Annotated in this window: 18 protein-coding genes; 8 read left to right on the forward strand and 10 right to left on the reverse strand. The window is 44.6% G+C overall.

The window, feature by feature from the left end; all coding sequences use genetic code 11:
* Nucleotides 1–45 precede the first annotated feature (45 nt).
* A complete protein-coding gene (locus tag KOE27_RS20355) occupies nucleotides 46–987 on the reverse strand; it encodes a PepSY-like domain-containing protein (protein WP_215240637.1) in 942 nt (313 codons plus the stop codon).
* A gap of 128 nt (nucleotides 988–1,115) precedes the next feature.
* On the opposite strand from KOE27_RS20355, the gene KOE27_RS20360 reads away from it, so the two are divergent.
* Together KOE27_RS20360 and KOE27_RS29975 are read left to right on the forward strand one after the other, a co-directional pair.
* Nucleotides 1,116–1,217 (forward strand): alcohol dehydrogenase catalytic domain-containing protein, encoded by a 102-nt coding sequence (locus KOE27_RS20360; RefSeq protein ID WP_310590080.1) that lies wholly within the window; start codon nucleotides 1,116–1,118, stop codon nucleotides 1,215–1,217.
* On the forward strand, nucleotides 1,183–1,332 hold the full coding sequence (locus KOE27_RS29975) for a hypothetical protein (RefSeq protein ID WP_215240638.1): 150 nt from the start codon (nucleotides 1,183–1,185) through the stop codon (nucleotides 1,330–1,332). Before KOE27_RS20360 ends, KOE27_RS29975 begins: the two co-directional genes overlap by 35 nt.
* 49 nt (nucleotides 1,333–1,381) lie before the next feature.
* Here the strand turns inward: KOE27_RS29975 and KOE27_RS20370 are convergent, their stop codons facing one another.
* Nucleotides 1,382–2,056 carry a hypothetical protein gene (locus KOE27_RS20370; protein ID WP_215240639.1) on the reverse strand — a complete coding sequence of 225 codons (675 nt, stop codon included), beginning with the start codon at nucleotides 2,054–2,056 and terminating at the stop codon, nucleotides 1,382–1,384.
* An 83-nt stretch (nucleotides 2,057–2,139) separates the two neighbouring features.
* On the opposite strand from KOE27_RS20370, the gene KOE27_RS20375 reads away from it, so the two are divergent.
* The 6 genes from KOE27_RS20375 (at nucleotide 2,140) to KOE27_RS20400 (ending at nucleotide 7,390) form a co-directional block, all read left to right on the forward strand.
* Nucleotides 2,140–2,370: a hypothetical protein gene (locus tag KOE27_RS20375; protein ID WP_215240640.1), complete on the forward strand. Its 231-nt coding sequence runs from the start codon at nucleotides 2,140–2,142 to the stop codon at nucleotides 2,368–2,370.
* Nucleotides 2,371–2,942: 572 nt separating this feature from the next.
* On the forward strand, nucleotides 2,943–3,776 hold the full coding sequence (locus KOE27_RS20380; protein ID WP_215240641.1) for an alkaline phosphatase: 834 nt from the start codon (nucleotides 2,943–2,945) through the stop codon (nucleotides 3,774–3,776).
* Nucleotides 3,777–3,800: 24 nt separating this feature from the next.
* Nucleotides 3,801–4,496 (forward strand): HAD-IA family hydrolase, encoded by a 696-nt coding sequence (locus KOE27_RS20385; protein WP_229252851.1) that lies wholly within the window; start codon nucleotides 3,801–3,803, stop codon nucleotides 4,494–4,496.
* Nucleotides 4,497–4,527: 31 nt separating this feature from the next.
* Complete coding sequence (locus tag KOE27_RS20390) at nucleotides 4,528–5,391, forward strand: EamA family transporter (RefSeq protein WP_215240642.1); 864 nt, start codon at nucleotides 4,528–4,530, stop codon at nucleotides 5,389–5,391.
* A gap of 174 nt (nucleotides 5,392–5,565) precedes the next feature.
* Nucleotides 5,566–6,537, forward strand: a complete 972-nt coding sequence (locus KOE27_RS20395; RefSeq protein WP_215240643.1) for an aldo/keto reductase — start codon at nucleotides 5,566–5,568, stop codon at nucleotides 6,535–6,537.
* 40 nt (nucleotides 6,538–6,577) lie between these two features.
* Nucleotides 6,578–7,390 (forward strand): helix-turn-helix domain-containing protein, encoded by an 813-nt coding sequence (locus tag KOE27_RS20400; protein ID WP_215240644.1) that lies wholly within the window; start codon nucleotides 6,578–6,580, stop codon nucleotides 7,388–7,390.
* 126 nt (nucleotides 7,391–7,516) lie between these two features.
* On the opposite strand, the gene KOE27_RS20405 is transcribed toward KOE27_RS20400, so the two are convergent.
* From KOE27_RS20405 to KOE27_RS20440, 8 genes are all read right to left on the reverse strand, one after another.
* Nucleotides 7,517–9,685, reverse strand: coding sequence for a response regulator (locus KOE27_RS20405; protein ID WP_215240645.1), 2,169 nt, complete (start codon nucleotides 9,683–9,685; stop codon nucleotides 7,517–7,519).
* Nucleotides 9,686–9,778: 93 nt separating this feature from the next.
* On the reverse strand, nucleotides 9,779–10,381 hold the full coding sequence (locus KOE27_RS20410) for a TlpA family protein disulfide reductase (RefSeq protein WP_215240646.1): 603 nt from the start codon (nucleotides 10,379–10,381) through the stop codon (nucleotides 9,779–9,781).
* Between the two features lie 626 nt (nucleotides 10,382–11,007).
* Nucleotides 11,008–11,970, reverse strand: coding sequence for a phytanoyl-CoA dioxygenase family protein (locus tag KOE27_RS20415; RefSeq protein WP_215240647.1), 963 nt, complete (start codon nucleotides 11,968–11,970; stop codon nucleotides 11,008–11,010).
* A gap of 238 nt (nucleotides 11,971–12,208) precedes the next feature.
* Nucleotides 12,209–13,675 (reverse strand): Gfo/Idh/MocA family protein, encoded by a 1,467-nt coding sequence (locus tag KOE27_RS20420; protein WP_215240648.1) that lies wholly within the window; start codon nucleotides 13,673–13,675, stop codon nucleotides 12,209–12,211.
* 608 nt (nucleotides 13,676–14,283) lie between these two features.
* Complete coding sequence (locus tag KOE27_RS20425; protein WP_215240649.1) at nucleotides 14,284–14,976, reverse strand: LytR/AlgR family response regulator transcription factor; 693 nt, start codon at nucleotides 14,974–14,976, stop codon at nucleotides 14,284–14,286.
* Nucleotides 14,977–14,983: 7 nt separating this feature from the next.
* Complete coding sequence (locus tag KOE27_RS20430; protein ID WP_215240650.1) at nucleotides 14,984–16,600, reverse strand: sensor histidine kinase; 1,617 nt, start codon at nucleotides 16,598–16,600, stop codon at nucleotides 14,984–14,986.
* A 712-nt stretch (nucleotides 16,601–17,312) separates the two neighbouring features.
* On the reverse strand, nucleotides 17,313–17,906 hold the full coding sequence (locus KOE27_RS20435) for a collagen-like triple helix repeat-containing protein (RefSeq protein WP_215240651.1): 594 nt from the start codon (nucleotides 17,904–17,906) through the stop codon (nucleotides 17,313–17,315).
* Between the two features lie 409 nt (nucleotides 17,907–18,315).
* On the reverse strand, nucleotides 18,316–22,467 hold the full coding sequence (locus KOE27_RS20440; protein ID WP_215240652.1) for a T9SS type A sorting domain-containing protein: 4,152 nt from the start codon (nucleotides 22,465–22,467) through the stop codon (nucleotides 18,316–18,318).
* Nucleotides 22,468–22,797 lie beyond the last annotated feature (330 nt).

Here is a 22,797-nt window from a genome sequence, read left to right on the forward strand (position 1 = left end):
GCGGCTTTTTTACTATTGTGGATAGGTGTTGAGTTTAAATGGGCGTTAATGCAAACCCAAATAATTCCTCAAAATTACATTACCCTGCTGATCCAAGACTATAAACCAGGCCTGTGTTCCTGCCAGCGTCCCTGTGCTTTTCTGAATGCCAATGTCATAGCTGGTCACGCCGTTGTAAGTGCGCCGGAAAATACGGGCGAACTGTCCGGAGAAGCCAAAGTTCTCGTATTCAGGTGTATTGCTTAAATAGTTGCGGATGTTGGCAGGCAGTGCCTGCGCGTCTGCAAGCACGGTCAGCTGATCTGAGCCGCCCACCAATGCGTTTTGATGATTGAAATAGAGTTCAAAAAAAGTGTTATTTCTGGAAACCTGCACCTTGTAAGTATTCTGATCCTGGCTGTTTTTATAAACCGTGCATCTGCTGAAACCCAAGCCTTGCTGCGACAGATACTGCGAGATTCCATCGGGAAGGTCTTGCTGGGACAACGAGGTGGTTTTTGATTTTCCAGGCACCATTTCCAGCGTATAGGTCGAGTTGCCTCCCAGGCTCGTGACGCCCCATTGAAGGAGGTTACTTTCGCCATTCCAGTTATAATCGGCAACAAAGGTTTTGCCATAATTCCCTTCTTTAAACCAGGAATATTCTTCTTCGCGGAAGTTGGTAAACGCTCCGCCAGCGATAGCCTTGTTCTGTAACAAAGCCGCCAGACTGTCGGGAACCTGATCGCCAGCCATGCGATAAGAAGAAATAAGGTTGCTGGTACTTACTGCCGCGTCAACCTCTTTTTGGGGTGTTTGAAGTTCCACCTGCCAGATTTTGTCAGGAACGATCTCGGTGAATGCAACATGGGACGCATCCGCATAATTTTCATTCACCAGCTGCACAACCTGCGACGGCACATTGGCGGGCTGCGGATTGGAATCGGTGACTTTATTACAGGCGCCCAAAGCGAGCGCGATGCATGCATAAATGACTCGTGATGTCATGGGTTGTTTTTCAAAGGTTATTAAATTGAAGTGCCGATCGTGCACCTGCGGTTTAAGTAACGTTACAGGTCTAAGACAGACCCTCCTCGTCATGGTTGCATCAAGATGTTGAAAAATAATAATCAATACTGTGCGGAAGCGATTTACACACTTTTTGCGGGCTGAGGCAGAAGAAAACACCAATCATCCTGGGACATGAGATTGTGGGTCGGGTATATCCGCCCTATTAACTACATATTTGCACGTCCAGGCTTGACACAGATCATCCGATTGAAATATTCCTACGTAGGTTATTGCCCGCAGATGATCATTCTCATGAAGCAGATCAAGGATGGCGGTGTATAGCGAAATGCGTCCGGCTGGCTAGTATTATGGGTGCTGCCCGATATTTGGATTATCGTTCAGGCATTGCCAGAATCCCTTCCATTACTTCCGGCCGTATTGGCTTTCCGTAAATCAGGTTTTTTGCGGCCAGTGTAATAAGGTCCGTTGCGGCTAACGCCCCCGGATCCAGATATTTACCACCGTAATCTTCAAAATTACATTTTTTGTTTTTGAGCAGTTCTGCAAGTTCCCTCAGTGCTGGATGATCTGTAACAATGGCCTGTTCTTCGATTTCATCGTTATATGGAGAGCTCCTGTCGGTATTAGCGCATACCATATAAAGCGTCGCAAAATACTGCTCCCGGGGCGGCACCTCAATGGTGACCCAGGTTACAATGAAACCGTTTTGTACCTTGAGGCTTTTTGCCTCAAACATCAGCCCAGGCGGAAGTTTCACTTGGATAGGTGCATTCGTTTCATTGTAAAGATTCAAACAAATTTGCACCCCACCGCTATGGCCATGAAACCGATTCCTTTTCTTTGAGTCGTAGAAGCAATCCTCCGTAGAATTCGGTTTATCCAGAAGTCGTATTCCTTCCGGCCAGCTAAACGGCCTACCTGAGGGATGTTCTTTTGAGTCGCCGAACCCTTTCTCAAATTGGTAAATCGGCTCCTTGTCTGCCATAGGCTTGCATGCATTAAGCAACAAAGCGGGAAGAGCTATATATAGTAAAAGTCGTTTCATGGCTATTGATTTGATTGGCAAGATTAATAATCTTCAATCATTCCTTACAAAGTCTTATATGCTCAGTCGACAGAAATCAATTTTTGTCGACAAGTGGCGTTGACGGACATACCACGCAGAGAATAATTGCAGGTTACCGTAATTTGTTTGTGCCGACCACCCCCAGTGCCAGAATCATGGTACCGCTTGGTTCTTATCTGGCTATTGATGCCAATATAGCCATCAGTTTACCAGTGGGTGATGGTGTTATGGGTACTCAACGGCTTCTTTCAGTCGATGGCCCGGGCTCTAGCCAGGAAGGTTATTCCAACTGATGGAACCAAAGCCGTCGGGAATATAGCCTTACAGGCGCCATTTATGCCGCTGGGAGACTTGTATATAGCCCCCAAGCCCGTACCCGCTCTGATTTGCCTGCTTTCCGTGGGAATTGTTTCCTTTGTTGAAAAAAACATTCGTATACCATTCACCGTAACCAAAAGACGAAATTGAATAACACACGGCAGGTAATCATTCCCGCTATTTCTATTAATAATTACTTAACTTTTGTTTAGCTTAAATACAAATCTTGCTTTAACTTTGAATCAGTAGAATTGGGGATAAAATGGAAAATCGAAGGTACCGCGCCAGTATCCTCAAATATTTCAAATTGCACCCTGATAATTACAATGAATGTTTTATATTCAAGATACCAGGCTGCTTTTCGCAGAGAAAACGACAAATGAATGGTCTGATTAAAAACACTATCACTAGGTTTCGACGCGGCTGATGTATCTATAAAAATTATGCTGACAAACATCATTAATATCTAAAATTAGACCATAACAACACGATGAGACCACTTTTGAAACACCTGATAATAATCCCTTTATCATTATTCTGCTTCCAAATGGCTTCTGCCCAGGGTAAAATTGAGCATGTGGTACTGATAGGTTCGGACGGATTCGGTGCCTATGCATTTGAGAGTGCCAAGGTCCCCCATTTAAGAGAGCTGATGGAAAAAGGCTCCTGGACACTGAAGGCACGTACTGTACTGCCGTCGTCCAGTGCTGCCAACTGGGCTTCTATGGTAATGGGTGCGGGACCTGAGCTCCACGGTTACACCAAATGGGGTAGCCGCTCACCGGATATGCCCGCAAGAGAGCTCGATGAATATGGTATGTTCCCATCTGTCTACGCCTTGTTAAGAAAAGAAAAACCCCGCAGCGAGGTCGGTGTGATCTACGAGTGGGACGGGATAGGTTATCTGTTTCCCAAGAAAGCCGTGAACCAAGACCAGAATTGTGATGGTGATGTAGCTGTTACCAAGGCAGCAGCCAGCTACATCCGGGAGAAAAAACCAAATTTCCTCTTCATCCACTTACATGACGTGGATAGTGTGGGGCACAACGCCGGACATGGCACACCCGAGTATTTTGCTGCGATAGAACGTACGGATACACACATCGGTGCCATTATCCAAAGCATTAAAGATGCGGGCATTATGGAGAAGACCGCCATCATTTTTACAGCTGATCATGGTGGTATCAACAAAGGACATGGCTCCATTTCCATGCAGGAAATGCAGATTCCATGGATCATTGCAGGGCCAGGTATCCGTAAAAATAATGAGGTTACTGCAAGTGTGATGACCTTCGACACCGCAGCTACAATTGCAACCCTTCTCAAACTGAAACAACCGCAGGTCTGGATTGGCAGACCCGTAACAGCCTCATTTAAATGATACGATACAAACAAAAATAAACTGATGATGATTAAAATGGCCGTCTTCGACATGGCTGGCACAACAGTCGACGAAAACAACGTAGTATACAAAACGCTGATGCGCGCAATTAATGAAAGACAATTTGATTTCACCCTCCCGGAAGTACTGAAGGAAGGTGCGGGAAAGGAAAAATTGCAGGCAATCAGGAGTATCCTTGCGTCAAGACAAATGGTTGATGAAGTTTTATCTTTACAGATATTCGAAAACTTTAAGGTGTTACTGGCCGAGGCCTACGAGAATCTGGTCGTAACGGAGCAGCCCCATGCCACCCAGGTATTTGCCGCACTCACCAGAAAAAACATATCGGTAGTACTTAATACTGGCTACAATCGCGAAACGGCAGAGCGCCTTATAGAAAAAATTGGATGGAAAGAAGGAATTCATTTTGATTGCCTCGTGACGGCATCGGACGTAGCGAAAAATCGCCCCGATCCGGATATGATCACCTGGGCTATGGACAAACTGGGCATTTACGATCCCCAGCAGGTGATTAAGGTGGGCGACTCTGCCATTGATATCCGGGAAGGCCAAAATGCCGGATGCCGGTTCAGTATCGGAATCACCACCGGTGCCCACACTGATGAGCAGCTCGCGGAAGCTCACCCTGATTTCATCATCAATGACTTGACGGAACTGATACCCATCATTGACAGTGTGTTACAGAATGAGTTAACTTGACCCGCTGAAGTCTGCCATTTAACCTCTGAGGATGAGTTTTTATGTTTTATCCCTGGTACTTACTGCCGCTGTTCTGCACGCGGGTTGGAATCTGCTGTCTAAAAAAACCCAGGGTAGAACTCCGTTTATCTGGCTGGTGTACACGGCAAGCAGTGTTGTCTACCTGCCCATCCTACTTTTCACAGTAAGTAAGGAAACTACCATCTGGTCACTACCGATTTTGTGGTTTTCCCTGGCCAGCTCGGTGCTGCATCTTGGGTATTACATTATTTTACAAAAAGGTTACAGAAGTGCCGACCTTTCCGTGGTATACCCGCTTGCCAGAGGCTCAGGGCCTCTGTTTTCTTCTCTGGCTGCTATTTTATTCCTGAACGAGCTTCTAAAAATACCCACGACGATCGGCCTGTGCCTGATCATTGCCGGTGTACTGCTGATTGCCGGGCTAAGCTTTAAAAGGAAGGTAAAAAAAGAAACAATCCCAGGTGTAACTTACGGTGTGCTTACGGGTTTGTTTATAGCCTTGTACACGATTAATGACACCATAGCTGTCAAATTCTACGGCTTACCCCCTTTAACGCTCACATTTGGCACCAATCTGTTGAGCTCCGTTTTACTTTTTCCTGTTCTTCTACTGAAAAAGGATGAAGTAAAAAGAGAAATACGCTTACACAAAGGGATCATAATCGCCATTGCAGTATTAAGTCCCGCTGCCTACATACTGATATTGGAGGCGTTGAAATATGCACCATTAACCGTTGTTGCCCCGGCCAGGGAATCAAGCATAGTATTAGGCGTGTGGATGGGCTCAAGGGTATTCAACGAGGAAGACGGCCGCAGGCGGCTCATTGCCAGCTTACTGATATTATGCGGTATTATTGCGTTAGGTTTGAGCTAAAAACAAGTTGGCCAAAACCAGAAGCCCAGCCGGGCACCTTCATGAATCAGCCCGAGCACTCCTGCACCGGCATACGCTGGTGAGCCGTACAGACAAGTTATTTGAGCCGTGGAAGATATTTTAAAAGAAGAGCCCAGGCCATCTTTGTATCGTTCAATTAAAACAACAACAAAGATGGAAACCATAACAAAAATAAACCTGGGGAAAAATGGACCGCTTGTTTCTAAACTCGGATTAGGCTGCATGCGTATGTCGGCTGTCTGGGGAGGCCCTACAAACGACGAAAACGAAGGAATAGCAACCATACAGTCAGCACTGGACAAGGGAATCAATTTCCTGAATACCGGTGACTTTTATGGCAGCGGCCACAACGAACTGCTCGTGGGAAAAGCCATTAAAGGGCGACGGGAGGATGCATTCATCAGTGTCAAATTTGGCGCCATTTTTTACAATAATCAGTGGCTGGGCCTGGATTTACGGCCAGTGTCCATTAAAAACTTTATCAACTATTCGCTGGTACGTCTCGGAATTGACACCATTGACCTCTATCAGCCCTGCCGGCTTGATAACAGTGTTCCAGTGGAAGATGTGGTCGGAACAGTTGCTGACCTGATCAAAGAGGGGAAGGTTCGTTATCTAGGTGTTTCAGAAATAACAGCGGACCAACTGCGCAAAGCAAATAGTGTTCATCCGGTTACGGCACTGGAAATTGGTTATTCTCTGGCCGACCGCCAGATAGAAAATGACCTGCTTCCCACAGCCAGAGAACTGGGTATAGGCGTGGTGGCATTTGCCAACACGGCCGAAGGGCTGCTCACCGGAGAAATGACAGCACCGTTATCAGCCAATAGCTATCTCAATCACTTTTCGCGTTTTCAGGGAGAGAATCTGATCAGAAATCTCGAGAAAGTGGAGGTCCTCAAACAGATGGCAAGAGAAAAAGGATATACGCCCGCACAGTTGGCTATAGCCTGGGTCAATACGCAGGGCGATGATATCATGCCACTTGTAAGCATGAGCCGCAGAGCCCGGCTACCTGAAAATATAGAAGCCATGAAGATTGAATTCACCGACTCAGAGAAGGATTTCCTTGCAACACAGTTTGCACCAGGTGCAATTCTGGGTGGTACTTACCTGCAACGCTGACGGGATTCTACAAAACCCTTCTTTTTACTATCTTTACCCAGTGAGAAATCCCCTTGAAATAGTCCCAGGCGTTATTTTTTTCTCTTACCACTCAACGGTAAGAAAGGACAAGGTAGCATTCATGGAACACAATACTTTGGTTTTGCAGGTTTCAGGGCATTTCGCTCTGGACACTGCGGACCAGCGTGTTACGATGGGAAGCGGAGAGATGATGCTGGTGCAAAAAAATCAGTTGGCAGAATTGACAAAAACCCCTGCGGAAGGCGGAGACTATCAAACCATTGTCATTAGGCTTCAGGAAGATGTGCTCAGGAAAATTGCGCTTGAAGAGCAGATCTCCGTAGAAAAAAAATACCTGGGCCCTCCCAACGTTCTGATACCCGGAAACGATTTCCTCAGAGCCTTCTTTCAATCTGTGATCCCCTATGTGGATCACCCGGAAGAAAAAATAACCGAAACGCTGGGCATACTAAAAGTAAGAGAGGCCGTGCAGCTCCTGCTCCATACCAAGCCGGAGCTCAGGGAATTTTTATTCGATTTTTCCGAACCCTATAAAATGGATCTGGAAAAATTCATGCTCACCAATTTTCACTACAACGTTCCGGTTGAAAAATTTGCCCGGCTTACAGGCAGGAGCCTGGCAGGTTTTAAGCGTGATTTTCAGAAGATATTCGGTATGGCTCCACGTCACTGGTTACTGGACAAAAGGCTTTCCGAAGCCCGGCATCTGATAGAAAGCAGAAACAAGAAACCCTCAGCCATTTATCTTGACCTGGGATTTGAAAGCCTCTCCCATTTCTCCCATTCATTCAAGAAAAAATTCGGGAAAACGCCAACAGAATGGTCCGTCTAAAGCGAGTTGTGTATAAGATATTTTCGTTGAGTCTACCGATACAGAAACCGGTTAAAACAGTGCTGTTTAACCGGCGAATGAACGGCATACTAAAACTACCGATACCTTTCGCGGTGTACTGAACCGCTACTCCTTGGCCTTCCACCATTTTTTCAGCTTCTGGGTCAGTTCCTCTATCTTAATCGGCTTAGAGATGTAATCGTTCATTCCGGCGGCCAGGCATTCCTGTTCCGTCCCATCCATAGCGTTGGCCGTCAGAGCAATAATGACGGGCTGGTTTTGGTTCTTTTGACGGATCAGTGCCGTGGCTTCCAGGCCGTCCATAAGCGGCATCTGCATATCCATCAGAATCAAATCGTATTCTTTCTTCCCTACAGCATCCAGTGCGGCCTGCCCGTCTGCCACAAGATCAGGATCATAGCCCAATCTGCCCAGCATACTCTTCACCACCAGCTGATTAACAAGATTATCTTCGGCTACCAGCAAAACATAGGGAAATTGCTGGCTGAAATCCGAACTTAGCTTATGGGGAACAACTGGCTGGACATTTACAGTTGCTTTCACCTGCAGAGCATTGAGGATCTGTTTGCTCAACTCATGCTGACGGGTGGGTTTGTTCAGTGCAGATACAAAAAGCTGACGGTGCGGATCTTTCAGCTCCTGTCCGATGGAGCTCAGCAAAATAACAGGCAGATCGGGCCGGAGCGTTTTAATTGCCCTGGCAAGCATAATACCATCCATTTCAGGCATCTGCATATCCGTTATGACCAGATCAATATCCGAATTAGCTTTCAGAAGCTCCAGTGCCTGCTGCCCTGATTCCGCCAGTATCGGCTGCAGTTTCCAAATTTCAAACTGCCGCTTCAGGATGGTAAGGTTGGTCGTGTTGTCATCCACAATTAATATTTGCCTGCCCTCCTGCCCTTCCATGTTGTAATGGATATAGGGGGCAAGCGTCTTTTCCCCTTTACGGGTTTCAAGTGTAAAAGAAAAGGTTGAGCCAAAATCCGGCTTGCTGACTACGGAAATCTCCCCGCCCATCATCCCGACCAACCGCGACGAAATAGCAAGCCCCAGTCCCGTACCGCCATATTTACGTGTGGTAGTGGAGTCTACCTGAGAAAATGCTTTGAACAACTTTTCCAGCTTATACTCGGGGATACCGATACCAGTATCCCGAACTGCGAAATTGAGCAATAAAGTATCTGAACCCGATTTTGGCTTCATTGTCACAAACAGGCAGACTTCCCCCTTCTCGGTAAATTTCATGGCATTGCCGACCAGATTAATCAGGACCTGTCTCAGCCGCAGCGAATCCCCAACAATCTGAAGTGGTACATTGTCTTCAATATGATAAATCAAATCGAGCCCTGCCGCCGTTGCCTTCGTTCCAAAAATATCCAGCACATCTTCAATGCACTGTCGCAGGTTAAAGTCTTCATTTTCAAACTCCATATTACCGGATTCTATTTTAGAGAAATCCAGAATATCATTAATCACGTTGATGAGCGTATCTCCGCAGTTAACAATTGTTTCGGTGTAAACGCGCTGCTCATCTGTAAGTGTAGTTTCCTGCAAAAGTGCCGCCATCCCGATCACCCCATTCATAGGTGTACGGATCTCATGGCTCATGGTGGCAAGAAAAATACTTTTGGCCTGATTGGCCTTTTCAGCTTCAATCCTGGCCGCCTCCAGTGCCGAATTAACCTCTCTGAGGCGGATATTGGCTTCCTTCTGAATCTGTTCGTTAATCTGGCGCTCACGGGACAGTGCTGCTTCCTTTTCAAGATCAGACATCTTTTTGGCCTGCGCCAGCTGAAATTCGGTAGACTTTTGCATCGTATATGCCCAGAGCCCGCAGATGACAAAAATCACTGCCGCCAGTAAGATATGAATCGTAAAGGTCAGCAAATCGAAATACTCAAGTTTCGTAAAATAGATTTCCGTGTAACCCGAGTTCTGCAACAGACCAAAGACCGAATGATGTATCAGCACGACGGTCATCATTGGTATCTGGAGTTTCCATTTTTGATAGGTGATTAATAGGGCACTGCCTATAAATGCATAAAAATGCATCTCAAACAACCCGTGCATCTGGTAGATGAACTGCGCCATAAAGATACCCAGCACCGCGCTCAGCACATACTGGTACAAATCAGAAGACGGCAATGCAATTTTGGTGGTGTAATAAGCAAGGAGTGAAATCCCGCCCACACCAAAGGCGATAAGCCAGGTATCATAAAAGGTTGCAAAAAAAAGCCCGGAGAGGAAATAGCCTGCTAAAAAGTAATCCATAAACCGGTCGGAACTTTTAGTCACATTTGAAAAAAAACCGGCACCTGTTTTACGGAAAGGATGTATTTCTTTTATCATTTTTTTCAAAAAGTACTATAATTTTTTGCAGTATGGGAGGCTGCATCCATAGGATTTTAACGCAGATTCGTCGAAGGCTATAGCTGGTGCATTGCCCATCAATCCAGCCAACGCAATCTGAGCGTAATTGGTACGCTCATCGGTACAATAACGATTCTTGTTGTAGTTACCGCGATAAAAAATTTTGCTCTTTGAATTAAGCAGTACCGCCTGCGGAGTGGAATAGACCCCGCACTTATCGGCTACCGAAGTATCAAAGGTTACGGGCAGAGCAAGCCCTACACGCTTCTGGATTGCTTCGACTGAGTATTTTTTATCGCTCATGACCACAACCACAAAATTCACCTGCTGGCCATAGGACCTGACCAGCGACTGAAAATGCTTAACATTGAAGCGTGAACAGGGGCATTCGGGATTATAAAAATGGAGGAAAGTTGGTTTTTCCTGGGTTTGAGCCGTAAGCCCGGGAAGACTAATGAAGGATCCCACCGGAACCGGTTTGTAGTTTTCGGGCACGGGTGTGGGTAAAAGATACACCCAGGAATTGTACCAAAAAAGTGTTACCGTCGCCGAAAGTAGCACGAACAGCCACAACAACACAAAGCTCTTTTTCATCATTAATTTGTTTAAAGGAGATTTGCAGGCATAGGCAACACGATATTCCTTTTATACAACGGAAACTTCACCAGGGTAAGAGCCAGATTCTGGCTATTGTGGATACTTGTCCGAAAGCATTTCTGCTCTCCGGAGTTGTAACAAAAATAAGATCAAAATGGATCTTAACAAAAAAAGAGATTAAATAGAGCAATGAGGTGTAATAACTTACAAAGCGTCATATTAAAAAGTCTACCAATCTTTTTATCAGCCAAATACGTTTGTACCTATTTCCCTGCGTGTAGTGGTGGTTTTTTGATATAGTCAGCAAGTATTCGAGTCTTAATAAAAACAGGGTGCCGGCCAAAACGACATTGGGCCAATCTGGCCTATTCATCCTTAAGATTGCAATGTATTGCCTGGACGATCAAGACAAAAGGTCAAAGAATATTCATTAAAAAACTTCGGGCGAAGCACTTGCTTTTCTACTTTTTACGGCCGTAACTGTGCACTATAAAAACCCGATGCTGGTCCGGGGAGTCTTATCTTTTAATTTCCGTCCAAATAAGGCTCAAATTCCGGACCAGTCTCAAGCCGGAAAGTAAAGGGTTGTCCAGCGACAACCATCCTTAACTTTCTAATGACTGCATCTATTTATTAATGATTTTCCTAACCCACTGACGTAGATTTGAAGGGATAATTTTTCTCATTACGTTTTCGGGAAGGTACATTTTATAGGAATAACCGACATAATTAATCGGGGTACCGAGATAATTACTTCGTACTTCCTCACCTGTAGCAATATCCGTAACCTGCTGGATAGAAATCCTTTCCAGCGCCATGTCCGTCCGCATGGGACGATAATAGGCGCAATTTTCGAAATAAAAATGGTTAACCTGTGTGTATCTGGTGGAGCCCGGCACCGTAATTCTTTCTCCACCATGTAACAAGTTAGCCGACCATATCAGCGCCTGCCCTTTTTTCAGATTGAGGACTTTCTTTTCGAGGTGTTTCTGCTTTACCAGCTCTTCTATAAAGTCTTCATATCTGGTATAATAATTCGCCAGCATATCTTCTATGGAAGAGCTTGCAGATCCTTTCATGCCCAGGATGGACAGATCATAAAAAGGCAGTCTGTGACTGGCCGGAAAATAATGCAAAGGCCCGTTTCCGTCATGCACATCCTCCAGTGCGATCCAAACCCCGGCCAGGTACCGTTCCGGTACCGAATTAAAATGAATGGAGTCACTATGAGTCCGCTGCTGGCTGCCGGTTGAGAAGTTCAGGGTTTGAAAGGGTATCGGCCTTCTGCGATAGAGTATCTGCAAAATCTCCATAACGCGGGGCGCAATCGCAATTTGTCTGATGGCTTCATGATCTTTCCAGGCGTCCTGAAGCCTGTTTGTATTTTGCTTAGCAAATTCAGGTTTTATTTGCTCCAGTGCCCTGTCGATCAGCTCGTCGTCCAGTTGAGGGTCAATGATCACGTAACCTTTTTCCGAATAATGCCTGACCATCTCGGCGGTTTCAGGGTCAAGGTTTGCTTCTTTTAATTCTGATTCAAAAAATGGGGATTCTACCCAGGGAGTTTGGATCTGTAGAGAGTTCGACATATGGAGTAAGGCCCTGTTATGTTTTAAGTAAAGCTGTGCCAAATTAACCATCTTTTATATAGAAAAAATTACCATAAAATAAATAATCCTTCTACACGCTAAACTTTCATAATCTGTCAGTTAAGACAACATCGTGACCCCTGACACAACAGGGTTTAAGCTGTAACCTCAAAAAAAATTGCCGGAATCCTGGGAGAATTCCGGCAATTAAAAGACCATTTCATTCAGGTTACGCGTACTACACGCCTAGGCTCCAGCCCTCGCGATAATTACGTTTTACAAACTGGTTGACGTCGTCAAAGTTAGTCACTTTCATATTCTTGTAATCCCACAACATTTTCATGTTACTTCCCGGATAGTCGTAGCCATTACCAGATGCTCTTGGTTTTGGCATGTCGGCGCCTCTGATAGCGAGGTTGGCCATCAGGATAGCCTCCGTCAGCGGACCCGCCAGGTCAAAAGGAGAACTCAGTTCCATTTTACCATATCCGGCAATTGCCCCTTCAACCCACTGCGCATAATGCCCTTCGGCACTCCCCGGAACACGGGCAAATTTTTGTTTCACTTTTACTTCCTGCATACGGCTCAGCGGCAGCAGACGTGGGTTGGCTGCATATTCGCTAGCCATCATTTTACCCTTCGTCCCTACAAACAAAATCCCGCTGTTTCCATCTCCAAACAACTCGTTTGCGCCAAGCTCTTCGGGACGTTCCGGTTTGATTCCCCCGTCCATCCAGTGCATAGTCACTGGTCCTTTGGTCCGTGGTGTTTTAGGAAAAGTAAGGGTGGCATGGCTAGATGGCGGGCAACTGTCGGGAAAAATACCTCTTTTACCGAAATCAGTGAAAACGCTGCTCACGCTGGCCTGCATGTCCACAGCGTATTTAAGACCCAATACCCTGAATGGCGCTTCCATCAGGTGGCATCCCAAATCTCCTAACGCGCCGGTACCGTAATCCCACCAGCCTCTCCAGCTGCCGGGAATCAGTTTATCAACATAATCCTTATAGGGAGCAGTACCTAACCACAGATCCCAATCCAGCTCTTTGGGAACCGGCGGCTTATCAGTTGGCCAGGGAATACCCTGCGGCCAGATAGGCCGGTTGGTCCAGATGTATACCGTATGTACATCCCCGATGATATCTGCATCGTACCACTCATGCAATTGCCGCACGCCGTCACCCGACGATCCCTGATTCCCCATTTGGGTCACCACCTTATATTTGGCCGCAGCTTCGGTTAGTTTTCTGGCCTCGTATATATCGTGGGTCATTGGTTTTTGCACGTACACATGTTTACCAAGCTGCATGGCTCCCATGGCTACTACGGCATGCGTGTGATCAGGAGTTGAGACGGAAACCGCGTCAAAATTTTTCGCTTCCTTCTCAAACATCTTCCGCCAGTCTTTATAATACTTGGCCTTCGGGAAATTGGTCACACTGGTAACAGCCCTTCTGTCATCCACATCGCACAAATAGGCAATATTAGCCTTACCGCTTTTGTGAAAATTAGCCAGATCGGACGTACCCTTACCTCCTACACCTACGCCCGCAACCGTCAGTGTATCACTCGGGGCAATGAAACCTTTCCCACCCAACACATGACGAGGAACGATCATAAATCCGGCCGCAGAGGCAGCAGAAGCTTTGATGAAATCTCTTCTGGAAGAAGCGGATTTCTCATTGTTTGTATTCTTTCCTTCCATTATAACTGATTTTGGTTAATTTAAATTGATATACTTTTGACCATCCCGGAGCTTACTAATTGTTAAGCGCCTTAACTACGGTATTTACTCAGCAAATCAGCTGCCGGGTACTTCATAATTCTCTCACAAAACGAACTGCACTGCTTTTAATATTACCAAATATTGCTTAAATAATTACACAACCTAAGTAGTACTGAAAATGCAGGATAACGGGTGTCTCCCACAGCACATTTATTAGCTATCCGGGTGTCCGTACCCATTTTACCCAAGAAAATTCAGATCATAAAAAAAGCGAGCGTCACTCTAATCGCTTAAGTGACGCTCGTTTACAAGCCTTAATCAGGATAAACGTTACCGGACAGACTTTATCTCCACCAGGTTTGAAACCCCGAATTTCACGCTGATACTTTTCTCTCGGGCGATTTTACTACCATCTGTGCACCAGCCTTCCTCCTGGTAAACGGTTACACGAAAGATCCCCTTAAGGTAAGTTTTCTCCCCTATTTGGTGATCGACACTGAATACCCCAAAGCAAAAGTATCCCTGTCACCATCGAATCCAGTGAATTTTATGATCAAATGGGATAGGTAAAGCACATCCCAAGGCCTTTATTTCAGAATCCTGCTTATGTCGTCTACATAATTCCTGGAAACAGGAATGACTTCATTCTTGACGACCAAACTTTTGATGTTGAATTTGTCTATTTTAGTCTTATTCACGACAAAGGCCCTGTGTGTTTGAATGAAGGTCGTTTCCGGCAGTAATTCCAATATTTGTTTAATCGTAGAACGGCTTTTGTAGACACTCCCGCTGGCATAAAATAAAAGATAATTCCCGTCAGATTCTATAAAATCAATTTCCTCTATGGGCAGTTCTACACTGTATTCATTGGCCTTTACCAAAACCGAAGGCTTACGCTCCTGCCGATTGGCATACTGGCGAATGGCAAGCGCTACAGCCGTTAGCAAATCAATATTTTTGAATGGCTTGGTAATGTAGGAGTGCGGATTGGTGGCTACTGCCCTTTTAGCAATTTCATTGTTATCATAAGCTGTCAGGTACAAAAAAGGAAGAGTATATTTGGTTTGAAGCGCTTGCCCCAGGCTTATGCCGTCCTGCTCATCTTCACCCAGGTTGATATCCAGGATGGCAAGGTCCACTTTTTCATTTTTTAATATCTCAAATGCTTCACGGGTATTTTTTGCTTCCATAATATGATATCCATTTTCCAAAAGCGTTTTTTTCGATAGCCTTCTGTTGAGAAAATCGTCTTCTACAAGCAAAATTATTTTTGTCCGCATAAATGATTTACTTAAAATAAAGCGTAAGTTCAAATCCATTGCTTTGGCTGCTTTCCACGCTGGCATCCAGCTGCCCGATGAGCCCTTTGATGATTTCCATGCCCAGTCCTTTTGCACTGGTCATTGTAAAATCGAATCCTACACCATTGTCGGCGTAGTACAGCTTATTTTTTTGTATATCGGTTTCTCGGGTGAGAACAATATGGATAATCCCGACAGGCTGTTTCCTGAAAGCATGTTTCATACTGTTACTGATCAGCTCTACAATAATGAGGCCTAGGGAACGTGCTTTTTCGATGGAAATCTTTTCTATTTCACAGGTGACATTGAGGCTTATCTTTTTCCGGTAACTATCATAAGATTCCTTCACCAGTTCCGAAAGATCAAGCACATATTTTTTCAGATCTACATCATTGACACTCTCTGCCATATTCAGCTTTTTATGAAGTAATGCTATGGAATGAACACGGTTCTGATTTCCCCTGATGAGCTCGTCAATATTATTGAAATCAACTGATTCTTTCTGTATTTCCAGTATGCTGATAACGTGCTGCAGATTGTTTTTTACCCGGTGCTGCAGTTCAGACAAGAGCACCTGTTTTTGTTCCACGGTCCTCATCAACTCTTCTACCTGTTTGCTGATGATCTCATTTTGTGAATTGATCTTCCTGTTCTTTCTGATGAGTAACACGGACGCCGCAACAATGACGGCAAGCAAGCTGGCTATAAAAATCATTTGCTGGTTCTTGTCTTTTATAACCTCTTCCTTTCTGTCATTCTGGTATTGCTCATTGATTTTTTTTATTTCAGCAGTTTCCATTTTCCCAAGTTCAGCCACATAGGTACCGTGGTACTTTTTAAAATAGTAATAAGCAGAATCCATATTCCCAATAGCTTCAAACAGCTGCCCCCGGGTTTGGTAAACATGTGGATTAACATACGCTTTGGTATTCTTCAATACAGAAAAGGCCGAATCACTGTATACGAAAGCTTCGGTTATATGGTGGTGTTTAAATAAAAGGGCCGCTGCCTCTGTAAGCTGGCTCGCAGCAGAGGTAAAATCCTTAATTTCTACGAATTTCCCGGCAGCAAGCGATCTGTATTTTACTGATTCCCGATACCGGTTGTCGGGCAAAGATGATCCCAACAGCAAGTATGCATCTCTTTCCTCTCTGACGTTATTGTATTTTTTCGCATATTCCAGCCCCTGATATGCGTAATAGATAGCAGAATCCTGCTTATTCATACGGTTATAATAGGACGACACACGCGTGCAATAACTGCTATAGACATTATCAAGCTTGTTATTCTTGTATACCTGATAAGCCTTGTCAAGATATTTTTTGCAAGTTTCAAAATCACCTCCAACCTCATACATGATGGCTATTACCCAGCAACTGTTATAAATCTTATCTGATATTTTATAGGTCTCGGCTTCGTTCAATGCTTCAAGGGCTATCAGCAGGCCTTTATGATGATCTCCGTTTAAAGCATGAAGAATAGCTTTCTGAAGCATCACCTGAACCTTAATTTTTTTGTATTCTTTACCTGTATATTTTGTTGACAACAAACTATACAATTCATTCGCTTCGCTATCTGCCTCTTTATAGTTACTGTAATACATCGTCATCAAACTATCAATCCTTTCAGCTCTTTTTTGGAGCTGAATACTTTGGGATTGCGTAAACTGACTGAAAAGCAAGAGAACTGCCAGAGGCGTATATTGTGGCCGGATAACGGAGAATGAGGCAAAGATTTGCTTAAAAAAACACTTCAAACTTAGAGGGTCTTTGAGGTTTGAGAAATATAGGGTATGAAGCTTCTATCATCTTTGCAGTGATGAAACCTGTGCAATTCCACTTTTGGGATTAATTCAAAAGTAGATTATCCCACCCGCTACTCCTTACTGAAGTGCAATATCGGACTTCTTGATATAAAATGTAACTAAAAATAGTGTTATAGGGATTTTTAGTTACATTTTAAACATTTCTTAAGAATTGGCTGTCACAGGTCTGCCCGATGTCATTAAGTCATAAATTTTGCAGAAGTATCTCTTCATTCGATAGAGACCGGCCTTACTCAAGAGTCTGGCAGACAGGAAAACATCCCGGAAATGAAACTCCTTCTGTACCCTCATGAATTTGCCAGAAAGTTACAGTAGGTTGTTGAGCCATCGAAGCAAAAGGGATAATAATTAAAAACAAGAAGAGTAGTGGACTCTTCTTGTTTTCGCAATTTCCAGTTAGGCATACGCTGTTCAGGATTTCCTGAGTACTCCTTTCATAAGAAATACAATGCAGTCATTAGATCTGCAAGATTTTAGGAGATCAGGAAGCTCAATCAGGAAGGTTGTAAAACTTCTTCACTGCCTCATAGTCCGTGTAATCAAGTGAAGCTACCCGAGCACTTACACCTCCGGGAATGATAACATAGCGAAAGTTTACATACCCTCCTACTATGCCTGTAGCATTGGCAAAAGCGGGCTGAACGGTGCCTGGCGTAAGCCAGTCCTGATTCAGAGAAATACCTCCTAAGCCTACAAGTATAGTATTTAAATAACTACCCGCTTGTTCTCCTGTTGAGGTATAGGTATAACTACTTGCGTACGGCAACGGCACTACAGCACCAGTACTATGCTTTAAGTAGCCATATACGTGCCCTTTATCAACAATTTCCTGAGTGATTTTAGGAGCCATAAATGAAAAATTTTTCCGTACGGGAGTATTCGCGGCAGGTGCGGGTATCGCCAACCATTCGCTGTAAATCACATTAGCTGTACCCGTTTCTCCTTTAGCACCGGCAGTACCCTGGGCTCCGGGATCACCTTTAGCACCCGCAGGTCCTACGGCTCCATCTTTTCCTTTGCAACTAATGAACATGATTCCCGCAGCCAGCAGGGGGAGGGTAGAAAGAAATAGTCTTTTTTTCACTGTACTTAATTGGGGGTTTGTTTAATAAGAAGTCACAAACATCCCCAAGAAAGTCAAATCAGGGAAATTTCAGGGATAGAATTGCGTTTTTAGGGACAGAAGGATGCAACAGCCTAAAAACTAATACTCGCACGATCTTCTCAAAGACAAAAGCGGGAGCAGTTCCCAATTCATATAGAATCATCATTATGCCTGCTTTACTTATGGGATAGCATTCTGCCTTCGGCCAGACCAGGCAGTTATGCCCGGCCGGTGGTCGAGGGTTCCTTAATCTCAATTAAGGACAACCAGCTATTAATGACTATATGGTAATCAATCTGATGTTAAACTTAGATTAACAAGAGGCCTATACAGTAAAAACCTCAGAATTATCTGCGTCTCTGACCGCGCACATCACAGCCAGGATATATCAGGGATATTTAAGAATCCGATAATTCAGCCGCTTTCCTCCTTTTTCGATCTGAAGGATATAGACACCGGTATTTAGTGCCCGAACATCCATCTCGTGTGTGCTTCCTGATATGGTCCGTTTCAACTGACTTACCCCGCGGATGTCAAAAACTTCAACCGAGCGTTTCTCTGGTGTTTCAAATTTCAGATAGATCACATCCTGCGTAGGATTTGGAGCTACGGTAACCGCCTCGTTGGAGGGGTCTTCAATACCGGTAATGAGTTCCACTCTTACAGTACTGGGGCTATCGATAATACCTTTTCCGCAACCATTTCGCACCTCAAACAACTTATAATAAGCATTAGGGGAAGCTTGCAACAATTCTATCCGGTCTTCTGGTGTAATCGCATTTCTGGTTCGCGGGGCATTATCAGTGCCATAGCTGTAGGTCCACGGGCCTCCTCCCTCCAGAAGTACAGTAATAACAGGGTTGGTATTCTCCTGGTATATCACGGCATCCGATTTAAACCGCGCTCTTGCTTTCTGGCTGGCGGTAATTGGATACTCGAAGGCCCCACTCGCTGTATTCGGGTCCGATGCGAAGACACGGAGTCTGTAAAATTTGCCGGAGACCATATCCGTTGGCAATACAGCCTTTAGCGGCGATGCATTGCCGATCGTAGCAATGGAACGGAAGTTTCGGCCGGTAGTATCTGATAGCTGTACCGTCATTTGATTCCCCACAGAAAATGAACCTTTGGCTACAAAAGAAACGGAAACGGTATCTCCTGTACAGAATGAGGACTGCCCACTGCTGGCCAGGGCTGTGACAGAGACCGTTCTGTCGGCTGGCGGATTCACTTCCACAATCGCTGAGCCTCTTTTGGAGCCTTCGCCACAGCTGTTGGAAAGTGAAGAAATGGTGTAGGTAGTGGTCTGTTTTGGAGATACTGTGATGTAATTAGCATAACCAGCTTGCGACCAAAAGGACCCTTTAGAACCATCTGAAAGTACATACTGAACATTTCCGTTACCCGATTTCCCGGATGTGATGATCAATCTGGTACTTTCTCCACTGTTAATGACGGTATTACCGCTCAGCGTGGCATCCGGTTTGGTGGTAATGCTGGTACCCAGGCTGTAAACCAGCTGGTATTTTCTTACGGTTACCCGTATCTGATAATAGCTCCCTTTCAGGGTTTCGGGCAGTTTCAGTAATTTTGTACCCGAAAATATTTTAGTCGAATCCAGGACCGTCGTGGTGTTGGCCCCTGTATCCAGCAACTCAAAACGAATATAATCATCCGATAAATCGGCGTCCCCGCCCAGCGTGTAGTTTACAGACATACTGCCACCTTCACAGATACCGTAAGAATCGGAACTGACGTTTAATCGTGGTTTTACCACAACCTGAACAGACCCCGATGCTGTTCCGTAGCCGCAAGTATTGGAAACGGACTTGATCGAATAGACACCGCCTTTCTGGACGTAAATATACCTGCTGTTTTTTCCCTCATAATAGTTACCTTTTGAACCATCCTCGAAAACCACGGAGGCGTTTCCACCTGTAATCGTGATATCCATGGTTACACTATTGCCGAAATCTACCGTGGGGCTCGATTGGGGGTTGATGGTTAAAGTCGCCGTAGGTGGCGCGCTTATTTGGATGCTTTTGTCTGGAGATATAGCTCCGTCGGATGAAATAATCCTCAAAACATAGTTTCCCGGAGTTAAGGAAGCGGGGATGGTGGCGTTGAGTATTCTTCCGGTTTCGCCACTGACAAGGGTAGTGAAGCTGGTTGTCTCGGCTTTACGTATCTGCAAGGAAAATGTTGCATTGGTTGATGCACCATCGATAATGCCAAATGGAACGCCAATTGGCCCACCCACACAAAAGGTGTTGTTATAGTAGCTCTGATCTGAGAACTGTATATTGTAAGGTACCCAGCTGATAAATGTCTTCGCATTCACCGGAAACGTTCCGCATTGATTGTTCACCGATTTAATAACATATTCAGTAGTTGTGCCTGATGAAGGAAGGAGTGGTATGTAGGTAGAATAAGAATCGTTATTAATATAGGTTTTTTCAACGCCATTTTCGGTGTATGTAACCGACGCCGCCGGGCCGCTGCTGGCCGTTTGAATAGATAATGAATATGTATTGTTCTGATTAACAAGGTATTTTGCAGGTGCCTCCTGCTTCGCGTCCGGACTAAGATATATCTGAGTAAAAGGCAGCTGTATGTTTATGGATTTCTGTTCGCTAAATACGACAGGGTTGGTTGATGCCACTCTGATTGCGCCATATGAACTGTAATACTGGGTAGCAGGGAGTTTGACCCTGAACTTTCCCCCCTGCCGGGTGGTAGCCAGCGTTTGAAAAGTGCTGGAACTGGAATATCCTTGAATAGCAAAAACATTTTCAGAATTAAATTTGCCGACAGTACCAAAGGTAATTTCTACGCTGTCCGTATCACATATAGTCGTTTTTATCGGCTCAATATATATCCCGGGTGATTCTGTGGCAACCAACGATACTCTAGCGGAGGGCAGGTTATCATTTTTCCCACAGGAATTACTTATTGATTTAATTTTAAATTCCTGCGTTTCTTTAAAGTAAAATGAATAATTGTAATAATTATCCCATTCCACTCTGGCAATGGCACCATCCATCATCTCAATCTGATAGGGGTAACCTCCGCTGAGGCTGATATTAAGATTTACCTGTCTCGGTATTTCATAACTATATGTATTGTATGCCGAAAAGGACATACTGGGGGAGTTTTGGATGTTAAAATAACTTGATGACTGCGACTCTAGTGAGGGGTTAGACGTGACAATCCTCCAATTATAATAGTTCGGGTAGCTCTGCGTGGGGTTTGGGATGTTGAATTCCAGGTATTCTCCGTTTCGCACTGCGGGGAATGAAAGCGTTTCACTTCCAGTCCCGGAAACAATACTAAATTGCGTTGCGGCTGTCAGTGTAGCATTCGACCGGAATTTAATCCTGGCTTTTGTTCCTGCACAAACGATCTGGCGCTTTTGATCATCCTCAATGCGAATGCCCGGTCGTACAGTAATATTAACAACTTGTCCGTTGGTAAACACTTTTTTACCACAGCCCGACTCCAGAGATTTTATTGAATAGGATGTACTCTCAAAAGGCCGTACGTTCACGCTCGCACTGCCATAGTAGGAAAGGGTTTGTTTTGTACCATCACTAAGTTCAAGTGTAAATGGAGGTAAACCTGTCAATGCAACCTGAAGTGAAACATAATCATTTATATTGACAGTCTGACTCTCCGAAGTGAATATTGCAGAAGGTTGCGGCGCTACATAGAATCGTAAATTCGATGGTGAACCAACGAGGGAAGGATTTTCAGTAACCACCTGGGCAGAAAATTCCTGGGTGTAAGTCAGCACAAAAGTTGAAGGAAACTTTGCTGTTAAATAATTCCCCTCAAGCTGAGCCGCTACTTCGGCTGTTGCGGGTTTCCCTCCCGAGGAATTTTGTTGAATAAACCTGATCTTGTATTTGGTTTGCGCGCCTAATGGAGCACCCTGTGTTGAAAAGCTTATTTTCACTTCGCCATTTTCACAGACAGTCTGGGGAGCTATACCTGTTGTAGTTAGGGAGGTTGCATTTACGACTGGCTTAAAGCTTCCCGAGGTCTGCATAGTACCACAGTTATTTTCCGCATGAGCAATTGTAAATGTACCCGGCTTGGAAACAGTATAAATTTGGTTTTGTGTAAATCCACCACTGTACGAAGAGAAATTAAATTTGGTGCTATCACTTAAGGTCACCCTAATATCACTGTTGCTGACCCCCTTCAACTGAAGTGGAATGTCATCGTATAAATTAACCGTATCACTCGATGCCAGGGAGCTGAGGTTGATGCTTCCTTTTATGTAAGCGTAGATCGAATTGCTCGTCCAGGCACTTTCTACACTCGGAGACGACGCGACGACTTTGAGTTGAATAGAGGAATAATATGATGAAAATAAACTGGGGCTATCGATGGTAAATTCGAGGTTCCCGTTGTTGAGAACCGCCGGAACCGTAGCGATAACTTCATTGCGGTAATCGTATTTTATTTGTATCGAAAACTTATTGTCAGAATTGAACTGTCCCTGTATTGTAACAGGAAGCTTGTAAAGTACGTCCATACAAACACTTGAACTATATCCATAAGAGTTAATACTTATCGTTGGACTCTGAGCAAACGATAAGTTTGTAAGCAGGCATATTAGGATAATGAAGTAGTATTTATTTTTCATACGGAGGGGTGGGTTTTTTCGTAAAAGTAGACAAATGATATATTTTTCCCGAAGTGCTGCACAAAAAATAATCGGGCAGGTAACTTATGCAGAATTTCCCCCTCTCAAAAAGAACAAATGGTTAATATAGTTTTTCATTTTTTACTCTGATCAACACCAAAGTCTGCAAACAAAAAACGCCCCCGATTCCATTCCGGAGGCGTTTTAATTTTAAACTTA

The sequence above is a fragment of the Dyadobacter sp. CECT 9275 genome, from assembly GCF_907164905.1.
In the GTDB taxonomy this organism is placed as follows: domain Bacteria; phylum Bacteroidota; class Bacteroidia; order Cytophagales; family Spirosomataceae; genus Dyadobacter; species Dyadobacter helix.